This window comes from Paenibacillus sp. FSL K6-2862 (assembly GCF_038005125.1).
In the GTDB taxonomy this organism is placed as follows: Bacteria; Bacillota; Bacilli; order Paenibacillales; family Paenibacillaceae; genus Paenibacillus; species Paenibacillus illinoisensis_A.
Genome location: NZ_JBBOSN010000001.1, coordinates 1130308 through 1147775 on the forward strand (window position 1 = coordinate 1130308; position 17468 = coordinate 1147775).

17 protein-coding genes and 2 pseudogenes are annotated in these 17468 nt (G+C 41.1%); 11 read left to right on the plus strand and 8 right to left on the minus strand.

Going from position 1 to position 17468, the window contains the following annotated elements; genetic code table 11:
- Nucleotides 1-3: 3 nt before the first annotated feature.
- A pseudogene (locus MHB82_RS05080) lies at nt 4-283 on the plus strand (IS3 family transposase); the annotation flags it as partial.
- A 91-nt stretch (nt 284-374) separates the two neighbouring features.
- Here MHB82_RS05080 and MHB82_RS05085 read toward each other — a convergent pair.
- The gene (locus MHB82_RS05085) at nt 375-1748 is read right to left on the minus strand and encodes an MFS transporter (protein WP_341174025.1); all 1374 of its coding nucleotides are present in this window, start codon (nt 1746-1748) and stop codon (nt 375-377) included.
- 190 nt (nt 1749-1938) lie between these two features.
- Between MHB82_RS05085 and MHB82_RS05090 the strand changes: the two genes are divergently transcribed.
- Nucleotides 1939-2253: an ArsR/SmtB family transcription factor gene (locus MHB82_RS05090; RefSeq protein ID WP_095360901.1), complete on the plus strand. Its 315-nt coding sequence runs from the start codon at nt 1939-1941 to the stop codon at nt 2251-2253.
- A gap of 557 nt (nt 2254-2810) precedes the next feature.
- Nucleotides 2811-4040 (plus strand): leucine-rich repeat domain-containing protein, encoded by a 1230-nt coding sequence (locus MHB82_RS05095; protein ID WP_341174026.1) that lies wholly within the window; start codon nt 2811-2813, stop codon nt 4038-4040.
- Nucleotides 4041-4390: 350 nt separating this feature from the next.
- On the opposite strand, the gene MHB82_RS05100 is transcribed toward MHB82_RS05095, so the two are convergent.
- Nucleotides 4391-4939 (minus strand): TetR/AcrR family transcriptional regulator, encoded by a 549-nt coding sequence (locus tag MHB82_RS05100; RefSeq protein WP_341174027.1) that lies wholly within the window; start codon nt 4937-4939, stop codon nt 4391-4393.
- A 251-nt stretch (nt 4940-5190) separates the two neighbouring features.
- On the opposite strand from MHB82_RS05100, the gene MHB82_RS05105 reads away from it, so the two are divergent.
- The 4 genes and pseudogenes from MHB82_RS05105 (at nt 5191) to MHB82_RS05120 (ending at nt 9028) form a co-directional block, all read left to right on the plus strand.
- On the plus strand, nt 5191-6192 hold the full coding sequence (locus MHB82_RS05105; protein ID WP_341174028.1) for an NADP-dependent oxidoreductase: 1002 nt from the start codon (nt 5191-5193) through the stop codon (nt 6190-6192).
- An 18-nt stretch (nt 6193-6210) separates the two neighbouring features.
- A complete protein-coding gene (locus MHB82_RS05110) occupies nt 6211-6990 on the plus strand; it encodes an SDR family oxidoreductase (protein WP_341174029.1) in 780 nt (259 codons plus the stop codon).
- Between the two features lie 174 nt (nt 6991-7164).
- Complete coding sequence (locus MHB82_RS05115; RefSeq protein WP_341174030.1) at nt 7165-7905, plus strand: SDR family oxidoreductase; 741 nt, start codon at nt 7165-7167, stop codon at nt 7903-7905.
- 43 nt (nt 7906-7948) lie between these two features.
- A pseudogene (locus tag MHB82_RS05120) lies at nt 7949-9028 on the plus strand (alkene reductase).
- A gap of 202 nt (nt 9029-9230) precedes the next feature.
- On the opposite strand, the gene MHB82_RS05125 reads toward MHB82_RS05120, so the two are convergent.
- Nucleotides 9231-9863: an NAD(P)H-dependent oxidoreductase gene (locus MHB82_RS05125; RefSeq protein ID WP_341174031.1), complete on the minus strand. Its 633-nt coding sequence runs from the start codon at nt 9861-9863 to the stop codon at nt 9231-9233.
- Nucleotides 9864-9995: 132 nt separating this feature from the next.
- Between MHB82_RS05125 and MHB82_RS05130 the strand changes: the two genes are divergently transcribed.
- On the plus strand, nt 9996-10337 hold the full coding sequence (locus tag MHB82_RS05130) for a winged helix-turn-helix transcriptional regulator (RefSeq protein ID WP_341174032.1): 342 nt from the start codon (nt 9996-9998) through the stop codon (nt 10335-10337).
- A 286-nt stretch (nt 10338-10623) separates the two neighbouring features.
- Here the strand turns inward: MHB82_RS05130 and MHB82_RS05135 are convergent, their stop codons facing one another.
- The 4 genes from MHB82_RS05135 to MHB82_RS05150 all read right to left on the minus strand — a co-directional run bounded on the left by MHB82_RS05135 (nt 10624) and on the right by MHB82_RS05150 (nt 13985).
- Nucleotides 10624-11511, minus strand: a complete 888-nt coding sequence (locus tag MHB82_RS05135; protein ID WP_341174033.1) for an SDR family oxidoreductase — start codon at nt 11509-11511, stop codon at nt 10624-10626.
- Nucleotides 11512-11762: 251 nt separating this feature from the next.
- Nucleotides 11763-12104, minus strand: a complete 342-nt coding sequence (locus MHB82_RS05140) for an antibiotic biosynthesis monooxygenase (RefSeq protein WP_341174034.1) — start codon at nt 12102-12104, stop codon at nt 11763-11765.
- 161 nt (nt 12105-12265) lie between these two features.
- Nucleotides 12266-12613, minus strand: a complete 348-nt coding sequence (locus MHB82_RS05145; RefSeq protein WP_341174035.1) for a winged helix-turn-helix transcriptional regulator — start codon at nt 12611-12613, stop codon at nt 12266-12268.
- 496 nt (nt 12614-13109) lie between these two features.
- Nucleotides 13110-13985: an SDR family oxidoreductase gene (locus MHB82_RS05150; RefSeq protein ID WP_341174036.1), complete on the minus strand. Its 876-nt coding sequence runs from the start codon at nt 13983-13985 to the stop codon at nt 13110-13112.
- Between the two features lie 163 nt (nt 13986-14148).
- On the opposite strand from MHB82_RS05150, the gene MHB82_RS05155 reads away from it, so the two are divergent.
- The 3 genes from MHB82_RS05155 to MHB82_RS05165 all read left to right on the plus strand — a co-directional run bounded on the left by MHB82_RS05155 (nt 14149) and on the right by MHB82_RS05165 (nt 16154).
- The gene (locus MHB82_RS05155) at nt 14149-14760 is read left to right on the plus strand and encodes a TetR/AcrR family transcriptional regulator (protein WP_341174037.1); all 612 of its coding nucleotides are present in this window, start codon (nt 14149-14151) and stop codon (nt 14758-14760) included.
- Between the two features lie 211 nt (nt 14761-14971).
- Nucleotides 14972-15370, plus strand: coding sequence for a hypothetical protein (locus MHB82_RS05160; protein ID WP_341174038.1), 399 nt, complete (start codon nt 14972-14974; stop codon nt 15368-15370).
- A gap of 247 nt (nt 15371-15617) precedes the next feature.
- On the plus strand, nt 15618-16154 hold the full coding sequence (locus MHB82_RS05165; protein ID WP_341174039.1) for a GNAT family N-acetyltransferase: 537 nt from the start codon (nt 15618-15620) through the stop codon (nt 16152-16154).
- A gap of 214 nt (nt 16155-16368) precedes the next feature.
- Here MHB82_RS05165 and MHB82_RS05170 read toward each other — a convergent pair whose 3' ends face one another.
- Complete coding sequence (locus MHB82_RS05170; RefSeq protein WP_341174040.1) at nt 16369-17403, minus strand: zinc-binding alcohol dehydrogenase family protein; 1035 nt, start codon at nt 17401-17403, stop codon at nt 16369-16371.
- Between the last annotated feature and the right edge of the window lie 65 nt (nt 17404-17468).

Sequence of the window (17468 nt, forward strand, 5' to 3'; positions counted from 1 at the left end):
GTGGATCAAGGATGGCACTACCAGATGAAGGAGTAACGACATGCTTTTAAGGGACAAGCAAATTACCCAGAGCATGTCACGCAAAGGGAATTGTTATGATAATGCTAACGCAGTAATGGAGAACTCCTCCTGCATTATGAAGTCAGAGTCTTTATCTTTTCAGATTTAGAAAGTGTAGATCAATCCAAAAAATGGATTAACATGATACATCAATTACATCAAGTCAAAATTAAAAGGCATGAGCCCGGTACAATACCGAGCTCATGCCCAACGAGTCGCGTAAATATAGTTGACTAACTTTAAGGGGGCACTTCAAATATGATTGGCTGCTTTTTTTATACAACAATTATTCAATGAAATTGTATGTGACAGCCTCAGTTTGGTTGTGTAAAAGTTCCACTTTTTCTATAGATGATAGCAGAGGCAACACCCACGACTGCTAATACACATAAGCCCCAATAAATATTTGTATATGCTGTGGCCAAGGTGAATTGCTGCTGTTTTTCTAAAGCAATGGCTACGATGGCAACCCCAAAGGCTCCACTGAAAAACTGAAGAAGTTGATATAAACCCATTCCTGAACCTATATACTTCCTATCCAGTACACGTGAGATCTCGTTGGATAAACAGCTGGAGAGCGCTGTAAATGCCAGACTAAGAATCATATAGGTAAGCATTGCTCCTATCCAAGAGTGCCCAATCAATAAAGCGAAGAGGATCGTAGAAATTAACAACAATATAGGGCCATACTTCAAAAAGGTACGATTTCCGTAACGGTCAATTACACGACCCACTTGGCGTGAAGCGAGGATAGCAAGTAACGAACCAGGAAAAATGATTAATCCTGCATTTCCGGGTGTAAAGTTGAAATTCTGAGTTAAAATCTGAGGCAAGAGAAACAAAGTAGCAAAATTACATATATAACCCGTCATTCCTAGTAAAACGAGTATTAAAAATGGACGGTTTGCAAATAGCGACGGAAGTACAAATGGCTCCGGGGTTTTACGAATTCGCATAACAAAGAGTATTAATGCAACGAGTCCGGCAATAAGCATAATCCACTTCTGATTAGTCGTGAACAGAAGTAATGAAGTCGTACCTAAAGCGAGCAATATCCCGCCGATCAGGTCAAAGGATCCAGCCTGTGGTAACTCTTTCGGAAGCAAAGTAAGAAATAATGGAAGCAGCAGCAAGACGAATGAAGTCAGAATAAACAACCAGTGCCATCCCAAATTTTCGACAATTACTCCACCGACGACTGGTCCCGCACCAAGTCCTAGTGATACAGCGGACATATTGATGGCCATAGCAGCACCACGACGTTCTATAGGTATATATCGCGTATAAAGCACCATAGACAGGGAAATAATACCGCCCGCACCTGCTGCCTGCACAATCCGACATAGAAGCAATACAACAAAGCTATCACTAAAGAATCCGATCAAGCTAGCCAGTCCTAATGCTACGACTCCAATATTCAGCAGCCGTCTGAGTGGTATGAAATCAGATAAACGACTGAATGTGATCGAAGAAACAGCAAACATTATGGAATATCCGGACACAATCCAGGAAGCTGTGGACGAGGAAATATTGAAATCCGAGATGATATTAGGCAGCGCCAAATTAAACATGGATGTATTCATAAGTGCCAATACAATAGCAATACATATGGCAACAATGGTAAAGCCTTCTCGGGCTAAAAGTGGTTGCTCGGATTGAACTACCGAGGGGTTTTTTTCTGAACTCATACGATCTCTCCTTCTGATTGTATTAAATATGTATACATATTGTTTTATTGTTCGTAAAATAGCGAACAATTGAAGTATATAACGCAGTATTGTAAAATACAACATGAATTTGTTTTTGGAGTTAAGATCAAAAGGTAAGCACACATCAGTCATTTAGTAAATTAGGTATGAAATATAATGGGGGAAATTTATGAAATCACTACATCATCCTGATCGTAAAGACTTCATGCTACCAGCGGTGCTGCATGCACTCAGTGATCCAATTCGTCTTCACATGGTGGCACAAATGTATAGGAGTGGAGAGCAGGCTTGTAAGAATTTTGACGTTCCCATTGCGAATTCTACAAGGTCACAACACATCCGGACACTTCGGGAATCTGGAATTATTTATACTCGTTTTGAAGGAACCAAACGCTTGTTGTCACTTCGAACAGAAGACCTCAATGAACGATTCCCTGGCTTAATAGATTCCATACTAAATGTTTACGAAAGTGATAAAAATTAAATGGAGTTAATCGAGATAAGCAAAGAGTTGAGAGCGTAGAAACTGGATGCTATTGAGAGTCGCTATAAGCGGCTTTCTTTATTTTGTTTGTACAACTCACACTAAAAGGGATTGTACCTATTTCAGGTTTTGCATCTACCTTTCGATTATTTTGTTTTATTCATCAGGATAATAGCATGATCGTTGAATGTGCTTAAGAGGATTCTTCTTGGAAGTGTTGAAAAATTCATATATCTATTGAAGGGGTCTATTTATCGTGAATATCACTTTTGAATCTGTTAAACAGGAAGTTGAGGAGCTCGTATATTTCCTCACATGAGGTAGTTGGCCTTATCATGTAGTTAACCAGGAGTGGTCTCGATTAATTATTCAAATGCATAATAGAGGTAAATTAAACTAACGGGAAACGTTAGTTCATAACAACAAGAAAGCAGCTGATCATTGTGATTGGCTGCTTTTATTCAACTATTTACATTAATCTTCAATACAACTTTTCTATCCAAATTGCGTACTAATTGAAGCAACTATGGGCTAGTTTATACAGGGGTTGGAGAGGAATGGTCAGAATGAAGAAATACCTTGCTGGATTAATAATTATCTTTGTCTTGGGTCTGGGCTTACCAGGACAGGCTTACATGGAGGCGTCTAACCAACAGCCTTTGGCTTTTGAGGATCTCAATCTAGAACAAGCGCTTAAGTCATTATTGAATAAAAACGACGATGAATCCCTAACCAAAGAGGATCTAGAGTCACTGACCGACGTTCCTTTAGCGGGTAAAGGAATTAAGAGTTTGCAGGGTTTGGAGTATGCGGTCAATATGACGAGGCTCTCTTTAAGCAGAAATCAAATTGCTGATATTTCACCTCTATCCGATGCTGTAAATTTGACGACATTGGATCTGAGTGACAATCAAATTGAGGATATTAAGCCTCTTGGGAAGTTAACGAAGTTGACAGATTTATCTCTAGCTAGCAACCAAATCAATGATCTTTCACCGCTAGCGGGACTAGTTAATCTGAATACGTTGTCCATAAGTTCTAACAAGATCACAGATCTAAAGCCGCTAGCAGGATTGGTTAATCTTTGGAGACTCGATGCTGCGAATAATAACATCAAAGATCTTGCCCCGTTATCTAAATTAACTAACTTACTTTCTCTGGATTTATCATCTAACCAGATTTATGATTTGGAGCCGTTGAGAAATCTTCAAATGTTGGCTTACCTCTATTTGAAAAACAATCGAGTCTGGGATTTAGAGCCGCTCCAACAACGTGGTTTTTTACCGTATTATGATACGGGTGCATTCATTGAACCACTTGCGCTGCAAAATAACTATCTAGATTTAACCAAGGGATCGAAAACAACTAAATTATTTGTGAAAATGGCAGGAAATGAGATGCCTGGCGGTCAGCGTAAGACACAGCGCTTGGTGATTGGCAGTACGACAGCTTATGTGGGAGACAGTGCTTATCGAATTACCGCAGCGCCATTTATTCAGACAGGACGTACCTATGTGCCGATCCGTTTCATCTCCGAGAAGCTTGGGGCAACCGTGAATTGGAACCAGAGCAGCAAAGAGGTAACGATTCAAAAGGATGGTAAAACGATTCGTTGGGTTGTAGGGAACAGGCAGGTAAAAGTAAACCAGCAAACGGTGATGCAAGATGCTCCTTTACTTCTGAAGAACGGTAGTGCGTTCGTTCCTGTTCGTTTTGTAGCGGAGCAGTTAAATACTTCCGTTGAATATATGGGAAGCAAGCATATGGTCGTAATTTTCAAAAATTAATCAGCATAATGTAATTACAGAATAATAGCTGAAGATAAGGACGCAATGACCATGCTTCGAAACAAGATAAAATATGTAGACCGTCATTAAACTAACGGAAAACGATAGCGCTATAAAACAAAGAAAGCAGCTGATCAATATGATCGGCTGCTTTTGTTCAATAATGGGCAGGTTAGTTGAATATTAATTACTCTAAACATACCACAAAGACGAATGAAAAGAACTCCCCAGTCCCAGGCTCTCATGGACAAAAACATGTTCCCACTTAGATAAAAATCGAAGTGGAGCAAAGAAACAGGAGCAGTTACCTCAGGCAGGCAGCACTACTCCTTGTAATATAGGATATCCTTTCAAACACCCTGTTTGATTAAACTCCAGATGCGTTCAAACCGCTCTTGGTAGTCTGGTGAATTCCAGGATTCTTTAAAAGAGGGAAGACTAAACACTGCAAAAGCAGATAGGATTGCCTCTGCCCGCTCATAGTGAGGGTCGTTATAACCCATAAACCCATCAATATTTTGATATGAATCCCAGAGCACATCCCGTAATACCCATGGATTACTGTCCACATATTGTGTATTCAAAGCGAACATTTTGGGATTCTCATTATAAGCGCGTTTTTTGGCATTCACAAATGCCCAAAGCCAGTCGTGGAGCACTTCCTGAGGTGAAGCCAAATGACCCATGTTTATATTGATTTGTTCTGAAATCATCCGATTGAACCAGTTTTTAGCTACAGCTGCCCAAAGTTCTTGTTTATTTTTAAAATGCTTATAGAGTGCTGCATGAGTAATATTCAATTCATCCGCTATTTGTGAGAGCGTCACTTCAGATTTCTCCGTGCGCTCAATTAATGCCTCGGCTGTTTCAATAATAAGCTGCTGCGTGATTTTAGCCATTTGTTATGGCAGGTGAATATGGGGCTTTTTAAGCGACCAGTTACTGCTATACCCCAGTCTCACACCGTTTTGCCCAACCCTTCTTTCGTTAGTTAGTCTTTACCAACCGGTAATCATACCTTTAATTTATTTTAGCATATAAGACATGTAGTAACAAACATTGACTTTTGTAACCAATAATATTATGCTTGCTGTGTAAGTTACAAAATATAATAAATGTTACTTGGTGATGCGTATAGGAGGATATTTTTATGAAAGCAGCACAGATTACTCAATATTCAAAACAGTTTAAAGTTGAAGTGCGCGATATCCCAGTCCCGGAAATAACGGATCACGAAGTTTTGGTTAAGGTGAAAGCTGCGGCGGTTAACCACTTGGAACTGCTTATCGCTACTGGAAGCGTGAAGTTAATCCAGGACTATGCGTTCCCACTGACACTCGGTAATGAGCTCTCAGGTATTGTCGAGAAGATAGGCAAGAACGTCACTGATTTCAAAGTTGGTGATGCGATTTATACACGGCTCCCGCTGCAAAAAATAGGTGCGTTTGCCGAATACGCGGCGATTCATGCGGATGCCATTGCTCACTTACCGGATAATCTGGATTTTGTAACCGGTGCGGCTGCACCTTTAACGGGATTGACAGCCTATCAAAGTTTGCATGAAGAGCTGGCTGCAAAAGCTGGAGAAAGCTTGTTCATTCCCGGAGGCTCTGGTTCATTTGGCCAAATGGCTATTCCTATCGCTAAAAGCATGGGGCTTAAGGTTATTGTTAGTGGAAGTCCAACAGCACGCGAACGTACAATGGCCGCTGGAGCGAGTCAATACATTGACTACACGACTGAGAACTATTGGGAACGACTTCGCGATCTTGATTATGTGATCGATACCTTGGGACCCGGTGAATTTGATCATGAACTCTCCGTCATTAAACCAGGTGGTCATCTTCTTTCGCTAAGGACAGGCCCTAATAAACGTTTTGCTAAAGCTATGGGCTTACCGTGGTGGAAACAAAAGCTATTCAGTATTGCCGGAGCCAAGTATGATCACAAAGCAAAGAAAAAGAAGATCGAATATCATTTCGTCTTTGTACGCAGCGATGGAGAGCAATTACGGAAAATTACTAAGATTATTGAAAAGAACGGAATTGTTCCCGCGGTGGACCCCACAGAGTTTCGCATTGAAGATATCAATGAAGCTCTAACCCTTGTTGCAACAGGTCATCCTAAAGGGAAAGTTCTTATCCGATTTTAAAGAAAGTGGGTGATGATCATGAAATTGAAAGGCAGAACCATTCTGGTGACTGGTGGTACGTCCGGAATTGGCTTTGCTTTTGCGAAACGACTGCACGACATGGGGAACACTGTAATCATAACTGGACGCTCACAACAACGAATCGACCAGATCGTAAATAATAATCCCGGCTTTATCGGCATAATGGCTGATGTTAGCAATCCCAATAGTGTAGAGCATCTTGCGAAGGAGCTAACCCTTAACTATCCCAGACTGGATATGGTTATGAATAATGCAGGTATTATCCACGAATTCGACTTGTTTGATGAAACAGTCACTTACGAGGATATTACTGCAGAAGTTGCCACAAATTTGAACGGGACAATCTACATGACCAAGGCATTGTTACCACTGTTAGCTAAACAACAGGAGGCAATGATTGTTAACATGAGTTCTCTACTTGCTAATATTACTATCGCCAACGCACCTACGTATTCTGCTACAAAAGCTGGCATTCACATGTTTAGTGATGCGTTACGTGAGCAAATTCGGGCTAAAGGTAAAAACATACATGTAGTGGAACTTTGTCCACCTGTTATTTCTGAAACCAATCTCACAGACACTTTTGACGAAGGTTTCTTGAATAAAATAATTTCTCTGCCATTAGAGAAGCTTGTAAACATCGGTATTAAAGGGATGGAGAAAAATAAACTGCGAGTAAATGCGGGGTTTACGAAAATCATGCGCTTTTCCATGAAGTTCGCTCCGGATTTCATCACTCATACTTGGGGTGGAATGCTCCTTAAATCAAAGCAATAATCATGAATAAGAAGCACACGCTGTTGTATCATTTTCTATGTATATTCTAGTATGATCGTTCTTAAATTAAGATATCTAATCTTCATTAAAATAGTCTTCATACAATGGTGCTTTATTCAACCATTATTAGAATGATCGTTCTCGAAAATTTAGCCTTTGGGCCTTGATTTTATAATGAATAATTACAATCCAAAACAAAAAAAAGGAGCTAATACAATGAATATTTCTAAACAAGTCGCATTTGTTACTGGAGCAAACAGGGGGCTTGGCCGCCAGCTTACACTTGAACTTCTATCTAGAGGGGCTAAGGTTTACGCAGGGGCAAGAAATCCAGAGACTATCGATATCCCCGGCGTTACACCTGTAAAGCTTGATGTAACCAATCCTCAAGAGGTAGCAGCAGCTGCCAGCCTTGCTAAGGACATTACCCTTCTCATCAACAATGCAGGATCATCTACAGGTGCTTCTCTCCTAGAAGGCGATTTAGCAAAAATCCAGCTGGAAATGGACACGCATTTCTTCGGTACGTTATCCATGGTTCGCGCTTTTGCCCCGGTCATCGAAAACAACGGTGGAGGTACGGTTCTGAATATTCTTTCCGCATTATCTTGGTTCAGCGGCGGAAATGCGGGTGCTTATACTGCTGCGAAGGCTGCAGCTTGGGCATTGACGAACGATCTACGTTTGAATTTGTACCCTCGTCAGATTAGAGTTGCAGGCTTACATGTAGGATTTATGGAAACAGACATGACTGCCGGTCTTGATGCTCCCAAATCGAACCCTTCAGATGTAGCGAGAATGGCTATTGATGGTATCGAAAGCGGCAGCTTTGAGATTCTTGCTGATGATAACAGTCGAATGATTCAAGCTGGACTTTCAGGTGGCGTTGCTACTCTATATCCGCATCTTTCTTAATTACAATTACGGTTTGGACTAAAATTAAAGAGGAGTGTAAAAAATGAACAAATTGTGGAGTGAAACCAAAGTTGGTAACCTGAAATTGCCACATCGTTTAGCTATGGCACCGATGACACGCAGCAGAGCAGAAGAAGACGGTACCCCGGGTGAATTAACCTCCCTGTATTATGCACAAAGAGCATCGATGGGGCTTCTAATCACGGAAGGTGCGCAACCATCCGACGATGGCCAAGGATACCTGTGGTCGCCGGGAATCTATACGGAACATCATATTGCAGGGTGAAAAAAAGTTACAGATGCCGTTCATGCAGCAGGCGGGTTTATGTTCATCCAGTTAATGCATGCTGGCCGTATGTCTCATCCCGATAATACGCCTCATCATCGTCAGCCTGTCGCGCCGTCAGCGATTGCTCCAGGTGTTCAGATGTTTACCGCTACAGGCATGCAGGACATCCCTGTTCCGCGCGAGTTAAGCCAAGAGGATATTCAGACAACCATTGCCGATTTCCGGAAGGCAGCAGCAGCAGCTATTGAAGCCGGTGCAGACGGCGTTGAAATTCACGGAGCTAATGGGTATCTCATTAATCAATTCATTGGTGAAAATTCGAATACACGGACGGATGAATATGGGGGATCGATCGAAAACCGGGCCCGTTTCGCAATTGAAGTGACGAAAGCCGTTGTAGAGGAAATTGGCGCAGAAAGAACGGGCTTCCGAATTTCACCGGGAACACCCCTTGGAGGAATTCAGGATGGGGAGCAAGGACCTGAACTGTATCTTTATCTGGTCCAAGAATTAGCGAAGCTAGATTTGGCTTACCTTCATGTGATGCATCTTGGAAATGAGAAGCTGCTCCAGGGCGTTCGCTCCATTTGGACCAATCCATTATTAGTCAACCGGGCAGGTCGTGCTCTGGAAGATCTGAGTATCGATCTTGACAACGGCATAGCTGATATCATTCCAGTTGGTGCATGGTCATTAGCTAACCCGGATTTAGTAGAGCGCCTTAAAACAGGGGCACCATTAAATGAGGCAGATCCTAAAACCTTCTTCGCGGGGGGAAGCAAAGGTTACACGGATTATCCTACCTTAAAAAAATTAGAAGCACAAAAGAGCTAAGAAGTAGTTAAAGGACTAATACGTCGTTAAGCTAACGGGAAACGATAGCGTTATAAAACAAAGAAAGCAGCTGATCAATATGATCGGCTGCTTTTGTTCAATTAACGCACGCACAGTATATTTATAAAATGCTAAGCCCTAACCGACTGCATCCGGAAGGATTTCGACATGGATTTGACTCCATTGAAAACAAGATGAACGATCAGAAACGTTTGGCAACTTCCTTTGCTTTTGCAATTGCTTTTTCCTTAATAATCGGTGCTTGCTCTAACGATGCCACTCCCTCCACAAAAATGGCCTCAATAGATTGAATTCCATAGAAGTGTAATATCTTTTTTAGATAGCTGTATCCCATTTCAACTGGCGCAAGAGGACCTTCCGAATAAACGGATCCGGAAGCTTGAATGTGTAATGCTTTTTTACCGGACAACAGACCCGCAGGACCATTCGTGGTATATCTGAAAGTCTTACCCGCAACTGAAGTCGCATCCGTGTATGCTTTCAGAACCGGTGGGATCGAGAAGTTCCACATAGGTGAGACGTACACATATTTATCGGCAGCCACGAATTGGTCAATAATCTCTTCATGACGAGCTACTTTTGATTTCTCAGCATCTGTCAGTTGATCGAAAGACGAACCTGATCGGATCTTTCCCCAACCGCGTAAGACATCAGCATCAATTTGTGGAATGTTCTCTTGGTACAGATCTAAATACACAACTTCGTCTGTTGGATTTGCCTTGCGGTATGCTTCAATAAATTCGTTCCCAACTGCGAGACTATAAGATGATTGAGGATCAAGAGGATGTGCGGTGATGTATAGTAGGGTTGACATGATTAAAAACTTCCTTTCGTAATTAAACTAAATATACGTTCTGGATTAATCATATCGTATATATACGATTTGAGAAGTACGCACAATCATGTGGTATAGTATTAAAAAAGGTACTGTAACGGAGGAGAACACATGCAAAAGAACCCTGTCCAATGTCAATTCGTTGTGGCGCTGGATTCAATTGTCGGCAAATGGAAGCCGATGATTCTTTACCATCTATTTCAAGGTGAACCTTTGAGGTTCAATGAATTAAAAAGATTGTTGCCTGATATCACGCAAAGGATGCTTACGCTCCATCTGCGCCAGTTGGAGGAGGAAGAGATCGTGAAGCGAGTCGTTTATCCTCAAGTTCCTCCGAAAGTGGAGTACTCCATCACGGAATACGGCATGAGCCTTTCTCCGATTTTGGAAACCTTGCATCAATGGGGGATGTCCCATATGGAGAGAAAGCAGTTCAAAGAAAGCGGAAAATGAAGATACAAAACCAGAATAGGGATCATCAAGAATCAAGGAAGGAACTTGTACCTGTGCACGTTCAATAATGGAGCCCTGTCAGCATTGGAGAAGTATGTTTTAATAACGCTGAATAGAAAATAGCCAATCATTTAAATGGTTGGCTATTTCTTCGTATATCATATTGACTGAAGGGAAACTTTAGTTAACGATCTGAATAATACTTTGCCCTTTGCGGCCCATAGTATATCTTCCTTGCAAATATCTCTAAATTTTTCATAGAGTTAAGTTAGTAACATTCCAGCTCTCAATCTTCAATTTTAGAAAACGGAGATTTGATTTTGAAGAATTCCTTATATGTCATTGGTTTTCGGCCAATCAGACGTTCAAGATCCCCAGACGTCTCCGAGAATTCTCCAGTGTTGACTCCACGCACCCAACCTAATAAGAAATCAGTCATAAGAATAGGCATGCCATTCGCTACCATAGTGTCTATATATTCTTTTTCGCTAATTGCCTCATAAGGGATATTTATCTCATTAATCTCCGAGAGGGCTTCAGCAATGTCTGCAAAAGAGCTTCCCTCGCTGCCACTTAAAGTATATGACTTATTTTCGTGCCCGTTTTGAGTAAGAACGGCTACGTTGGCTGCCGCCAAATCGTCCAGAGATGCAGCGGCTACTTTACCGGAACCCGCTGGTACTCGTACGCCGACTTTAAGCGCATCTCCGAAATACGAATGCATGACTTCAAGATATGGTGGATTGTGCAGTATGGTATAGGCTAATCCAGATGCTTTAAGTGTTTGTTCAGCAAATAAGTCTGACATCGATACTTCGGGAATAATAAGATTTGAATTTTCTCTTCGTATGATCGACGTGAAAATCACGTGTTTGACACCAGCCTGTTTTGCAGCTGCAATGACATTGAAATGTTGCGTATTGCGGTCGGTAAATGCTTGCGCGGAAATAAGCATAACTTTTTCAACACCATTAAAAGCTCGCAGAAGTGAGTCATAATCAAAATAGTCTCCCTGGTGAGCTTCTATACCTTCTTTAACAAACTTTTTCATTTTTTCCGATTCGGGATTACGTACCAATACAGCGACCTGATTGGACGGAACCTTTTTAAGAAGAAGCTCTAGTGTTCTGCTGCCGAGATTACCTGTTGCTCCAGTAATAAGTATTTTACCCATATGAATAACCCCTTTGTACTTTTATTAATGCTTTAATCTTATAACTAGAAACCAATCACAACTTTCCGAATTGTTCACCAGTTTTATGACCATATGCTTGACTGAAAGCCCTTGTTTCACAATCTTATTCTCCAATAAAGGTAAATGAGGTATGATATTATGTTATTGTAACAATTATAGTTACATTATAATCAAAAAAAATTAGTTATTAACTTACTGTGCAAGTGATAATACTTACCTTTTAAAAAAAATTACTGTCTAACATTCGTTAGTGTACTTCCCCATTCACCGACTGGTTCAAGCCAGCTTACGATTCTATCATCAATAAGGTTGGTAAGTGCACCTTCATACTCAGCACGATAAGGTTTAGGAAGTTCGTGTTGAACCCAACTTTCTCTAGTTCCCTGCCAGATCTCATAGATGACAAGATCATCAGAATGATCAAGATCATCGGAGACGATCGCATTGACAAAGGCAGGTTCACTTTTGAAGTTGCTAATCATTGCAAATAGACTTTCACGAAAAGCTTCTTTCTTACCAGGCTTAATTTTAAAACGTATATTGAGAATGATTTGATTGTTGTTTGTTGACATCACTACACACTCCTTTATTAACCTTTTAATTTTCTTCATGGCCACAAGTCTCATTATGTACGATGTATCACTTTTAAAATAGTACGTACTTTTTGGTTATATAGTAACCAAAAAGTGATAATTGTGATGAAGTAAAGAATAAATTGATTTTTAAAATTACTCTATTCCACATTTAATCTGCGATATTCATCCTTGTTCAATGCCTTCTCTGCATAATCCTGACCCCAATCACAGAGTGCTCGCAAAGTGGGTTCAAGTGACATACCCATTTCGGATACTGCATATTCCACTTTTGGTGGTACCTGATTGAACATTTTCCTTATAATCAAATGATTACTTTCCAATTCCCGCAACGACTGTACTAACATTTTCTGAGAAATGGATGGTATGAGCCTTTTTAATTCACCGGTCCGTTTAGGACCTTTTATTAAGTAATACAGGATAAGAGGTCTCCACTTTCCGCCAATGACATCTAAGGTTATTTCCAGATCACAATAAAAAGTTTTCAATGGAGAAGCACCATCCCTCATTTAATTTTCAATTATTATATTACATGTGTTGATTCAATCAACCTACCTTGTCGTATATTCTGTCTGTTTTTATCATGTCAATAAAACTAAAATACATAGTTAAATTTGCTTTCGAGACAATTGAACTAACGGGAAACGTTAGTTCAATAATAAAAATAAGCAGCTGATTAAGTTGATCAGCTACTTTTGTTCAACTAACGGGCAGGATAGTTTCAATTCGTTCCAAAGAAAAACGACCATTCCCTTGTTGAATACCTGGAAACGGTCTCAGCTAAAAGTTTTATCTTTGTAATGTCGCAGGACAACCTGCCCGGTTGACAGTGGACTCTTAACAGAACACTTTAAAACAATACATCGATGCGAACAATGTGAAATGAAGAGGTCGCATAGTCATATTAGATGCCCTTAGGCAATGTATGCTGTTTCCCCTAGGCAGACCAGGATTTCAATTTTCCCATATTCTGTCCTCAGATCGTCAACTTAAGTTCTGACGCGCCCATTCCGCCATGGTAGTTCCAGGACGTCCTAGCACTGTTAAGACGTCGTCACGAACAACAGTCTGAGCAGTCATTTGACCAGCAGCCCCTAATTTCATTGTAATGACGGCACTCTCCATGTAGGCACGTTCACCAACATTTGAAATCTGAGGAACATGCACTTCCAAAGCTGAAGGGTCGAATGCATTACACTTGATCTCTTTTCCTGTAGTCTCAGTTAGAATGTCAGCAACCTCTGGACCTGTCAATACTTCCGTGCTCAGATAATAATTGGCGCTCCCGTGTTTCTCCGGTCCCTCTCGCAACACAGTTGCAGCGACAGCGGCTATATCTTCTGCGAATACCCATCCTTGCGGCATATCACTCCAAAAGACTGAAAAAGAACCCGTTTCCATTAAAAGAGGAAGTGTCAAGACACTGTCGGTAATGACGTTGGGATGCAGATGCGTCCAAGCAATTTCACTTGCTTCGATATAGGTTTCTATAAGGTCATGCCAGTTAAAGTGAGGAATAAGATCACGACGCGAGGTGAAGACACCCAGATGAACGATATGGCTTACACCTGCATCGACCGCTGCGTCGACCAGATGTTTACTTTGAATCAGCATATCAGACGTGTAACCAGTTAATAAAAAAACTCGGTCAACTCCCGCTAGGGCTGCAGCGAAGGTCGTTGGCTCATTAAGATCAAGTACAACGGCTTCACGACCCTCAGTTTGCCACTTTTCAGCAGTTTCCCGACGACTTGTCGCCAGACGAAGCACGACGTCCTCACCGTTTTTATCGAATTCTTTAACAACTTTTGATCCGACTTTGCCAGATGCACCGATAAGCAATACTCTTGGTGTTGTCATATCATATTCCTCCAAATCGTTTATATATAGAACTCATTAGTTCCGTAAAAGAATCATAACAAATATATTTACAGAACGCAATAGTATCGTATATTGAAAAGAAAATGGTATACTTAATCTATAAAATACAAAGCTTTACCTATAGGAAAGGTGGCAAAGGTTTATGTCACATGAAAATGAAAAAGAATACCCTACAGAAGAAAAAAGAGGGCGTCCTCTCGATTTGTCACGCAATAAGGTCATTCTTGAGACAACGTTAGAATTGTTAGCAGAAAAAGGCTATGACTCATTAACCATAGATGCAGTTGCTATCAAAGCAAAAGTCGGTAAGGGGACAATATATAGACGTTGGTCTTCTAAAATGGAACTTGTCATTGACGCTGCCATGTTGACGAATCCCCTTGAGGTGTCCATAAATAAATTAAATACAAATCAGGACTTGCGTGGACAATTGATTGATCTGCTTTCTCTGCTTTTCATGCAAGATAATAAAAAATACCAAAAAGCAATGAATGCGATATGTAACGCTCTAAATGAACAATTAGATCAAGGAATGCGTGATGCTTTTTACTGGAGTTACAGAAATATGATCGCATCCATTCTCGAACCTTATGTAAAAGAATATCAACTTACTGACGACGATATAGAGCTAATCTCAGATATTGGACCTGCGCTAGTCATGTATAATAATCTTTACTCCAGGAATCAGTCTAATAATGCTCAGTATATAGAAAGAATTGTCGATAAATTGATGATGCCAATCGTTTTTAAATAAAAAGTAGTTAACAACAAACAGCGTGTATAATGCGGAAGGACAAGAACATAGTCAGATTACCGATTAGTCATAGATCCCCCACTATGCATTAAACTAACGGAAAACGATAGCGCAAAAGACCAAGTAGGCGGCCTGGCCATAGGAGATGTTCAATTAACAGCGGAGAAACCAAGAATAATAACATTAATTTTGAAACGTGGAGTTGTTCATATTGATAAATTCAGCTGAAGAATTTGTACGACTTCGAGAGAGTGAAACCCAAAGTGAATATCTTAGAGCTGCTTGGGAAGAAGCCACCTTGGAAGTTTGGGTGGAGGTTATTGAAAAGTATCCGGATATGAGGTTTTGGGTAGCGCAGAATAAGACAATACCGTATAAAATTATTGAGATTCTTTCTGACGATCAATCAGAACGTGTGAGGGGAATGATTGCTTCTAAGAACAGGTTACCCGAACATCTTCAGATGAAAATGGCTAAAGATCTCGATTCATCAGTGAGAGAAAGGGTTGCTTATAACAAAAAGACTTCAGCAGTAGTATTGCAGTTACTTTTTCATGATGAAGATGAATCAATTCGAGAAAAAGTAAGAAGTCGGTTAGCTACACTTTGAGCCTAAGGAAATCTAGAGATTACGTTAACGGGAAACGATAGCGTTATAAAACAAAGAAAGCAGCTGATCAATATGATCGGCTGCTTTTGTTCAACGAATGGGCAGGATAGATTTAGATTCGATGAGATTACATTTTTGAGTTTGAATAGTACCTATGCTATCATTTACATTACTTTTATTGCTCGATTAACAGCGGAGCTCAACGCTCAATCAATTACACAAATATTTATAAAAGGAGTGGCTTACTATGAGAAGCGTCAACATACATATTAGGGATCTTTCCGTCGATGATGCTGCTGGACTACTCCAATTGCAGATAGAAAACCGTGATTTTTTTGAAAGCTACGCACCGACACGCACCGACGAATTTTATACGATGGAAGGACAGCTCAAACGTATCCAGAAGCAGGCCGAAGATCGAAAAAATGACCAAGCATATCATTTTGGAATCTTTACAAACACCGATAATATGTTAGTGGGGACGGTAAGCCTTTTCCACGTGATGCGGGGACCTCTTCAAAGTGCATATATCGGATACGACTTAGATCAAAAAAGTAATGGTAGAGGCTACACGACTGAGGCTGTTCGGTTAGTCGTTGACCATGGCTTCAATACATTGAAATTACATCGAATTGAAGCCGGGGCAATGACGCATAATATCGCTTCAATTCGAGTGCTTGAGAAGGCTGGCTTTCAAAAAGAAGGCATTGCTCGACAGAATGTTCATATTAATGGGAAATGGGAGGATCATCAGACACTCGCGATTCTTAACCCATACAGTTAGTTCTTTAGAATATGAGTAGTACTGCGTCTAAATCCGAGAAGCAGCCGACCATAGTGATCGGCTGCTTTTGTTTAACTAACGGACAGAATAGCATAATCTCGCGAATAATATATTCATAAACTGACTCTACCTATGCTTCGTTTGCGGAGACGTTTTAAGCAGTCATTAGTTTCGAATACAAACGTTCCTGTCCTTGCGTTTAGCAATCAATTAGTTACTCGAAGTTCTCAATCACGATTTTACCTGTCATACGTCCTTCTTCCAGTATGGCATGGGCTTTACGCAAATTGGCTGCATTGATGGGAGAGAGGATCTGGGCAACCGTAGTTCGTAAGCGTCCATCATCGATCATACGGGAAACTTCGTTTAACAGGTTGTGCTGTTCAATCATATCCGAAGTCTGGAATAATGGTCTGGTGAACATTAGCTCCCAGGCAAAAGTGACGCTTTTGTTTTTCAGTAAGGTCAGATCGAGCAGTTCATCCGTCTCCACAATGGAGCAGATTTTCCCTTGGGGAGCAATGGCTTCAGCCATATTGACCCAATGCTTCTCCGTACTGTTCAAGCAGAAAATATAATCAACATATTCTAAACCTAGTGTTTTGAGCTGAGGGAGAAATGCTTCGTAATGATTGATAATGTGGTCAGCTCCCATATTTTTAGCCCACTCAGCAGATTCCGCACGTGAAGCTGTGCCGATGACAGTCAAACCAGCTTGTTTGGCCAGTTGTGTCGCAATAGAACCTACACCACCCGCTGCCCCAATGATTAAAATGGTCTTACCTTCGTTGCGCTCGGTGGCAGCAGACACACCCAAACGATCAAATAGTCCTTCCCAAGCGGTGATAGCGGTTAACGGCAGAGCGGCTGCATGCGCAAATTCCAGTGTTGCTGGTTTAGAACCGACGATTCTCTCATCAACGAGATGAAACTCGCTATTCCCACCAGGACGGTCAATGCTGCCGGCATAATACACTTCATCGCCGGGTTTGAACAGCGAAGATTCCGGTCCGGCTTGTTCAACGACACCTGCAACATCCCAACCGAGAACCTTTGGCGTGTTTTCGGTCCGATTTTTGGGAGCGCGCACTTTAACGTCAACGGGATTAACGGAGATGGCTTTGACTCGGATCAGCAAGTCTCTCCCAGTAGGTTCAGGTACATCCATCATAACGTCCAGCAAGCTCTCAGGATGCTCAATAGGTAGATAGTTCAGCAAGCCGATGGCTTTCATTTGTCGGTTTGACATAGTCGTTTCCTCCTTGAATGTACATCACTTATTGCTTTCTGGTTGTAATATAACGTATATTAACT

Bases quoted from the DNA above. Each gene is read 5' to 3' on its own strand.
- MHB82_RS05085 (WP_341174025.1), bottom strand. From the start codon at position 1,748: ATGAGTTCAGAAAAAAACCCCTCGGTAGTTCAATCCGAGCAACCACTT.
- MHB82_RS05090 (WP_095360901.1), top strand. From the start codon at position 1,939: ATGAAATCACTACATCATCCTGATCGTAAAGACTTCATGCTACCAGCG.
- MHB82_RS05095 (WP_341174026.1), top strand. From the start codon at position 2,811: ATGGTCAGAATGAAGAAATACCTTGCTGGATTAATAATTATCTTTGTC.
- MHB82_RS05100 (WP_341174027.1), bottom strand. From the start codon at position 4,939: ATGGCTAAAATCACGCAGCAGCTTATTATTGAAACAGCCGAGGCATTA.
- MHB82_RS05105 (WP_341174028.1), top strand. From the start codon at position 5,191: ATGAAAGCAGCACAGATTACTCAATATTCAAAACAGTTTAAAGTTGAA.
- MHB82_RS05110 (WP_341174029.1), top strand. From the start codon at position 6,211: ATGAAATTGAAAGGCAGAACCATTCTGGTGACTGGTGGTACGTCCGGA.
- MHB82_RS05115 (WP_341174030.1), top strand. From the start codon at position 7,165: ATGAATAATTACAATCCAAAACAAAAAAAAGGAGCTAATACAATGAAT.
- MHB82_RS05125 (WP_341174031.1), bottom strand. From the start codon at position 9,863: ATGTCAACCCTACTATACATCACCGCACATCCTCTTGATCCTCAATCA.
- MHB82_RS05130 (WP_341174032.1), top strand. From the start codon at position 9,996: ATGCAAAAGAACCCTGTCCAATGTCAATTCGTTGTGGCGCTGGATTCA.
- MHB82_RS05135 (WP_341174033.1), bottom strand. From the start codon at position 11,511: ATGGGTAAAATACTTATTACTGGAGCAACAGGTAATCTCGGCAGCAGA.
- MHB82_RS05140 (WP_341174034.1), bottom strand. From the start codon at position 12,104: ATGTCAACAAACAACAATCAAATCATTCTCAATATACGTTTTAAAATT.
- MHB82_RS05150 (WP_341174036.1), bottom strand. From the start codon at position 13,985: ATGACAACACCAAGAGTATTGCTTATCGGTGCATCTGGCAAAGTCGGA.
- MHB82_RS05155 (WP_341174037.1), top strand. From the start codon at position 14,149: ATGTCACATGAAAATGAAAAAGAATACCCTACAGAAGAAAAAAGAGGG.
- MHB82_RS05165 (WP_341174039.1), top strand. From the start codon at position 15,618: ATGAGAAGCGTCAACATACATATTAGGGATCTTTCCGTCGATGATGCT.
- MHB82_RS05170 (WP_341174040.1), bottom strand. From the start codon at position 17,403: ATGTCAAACCGACAAATGAAAGCCATCGGCTTGCTGAACTATCTACCT.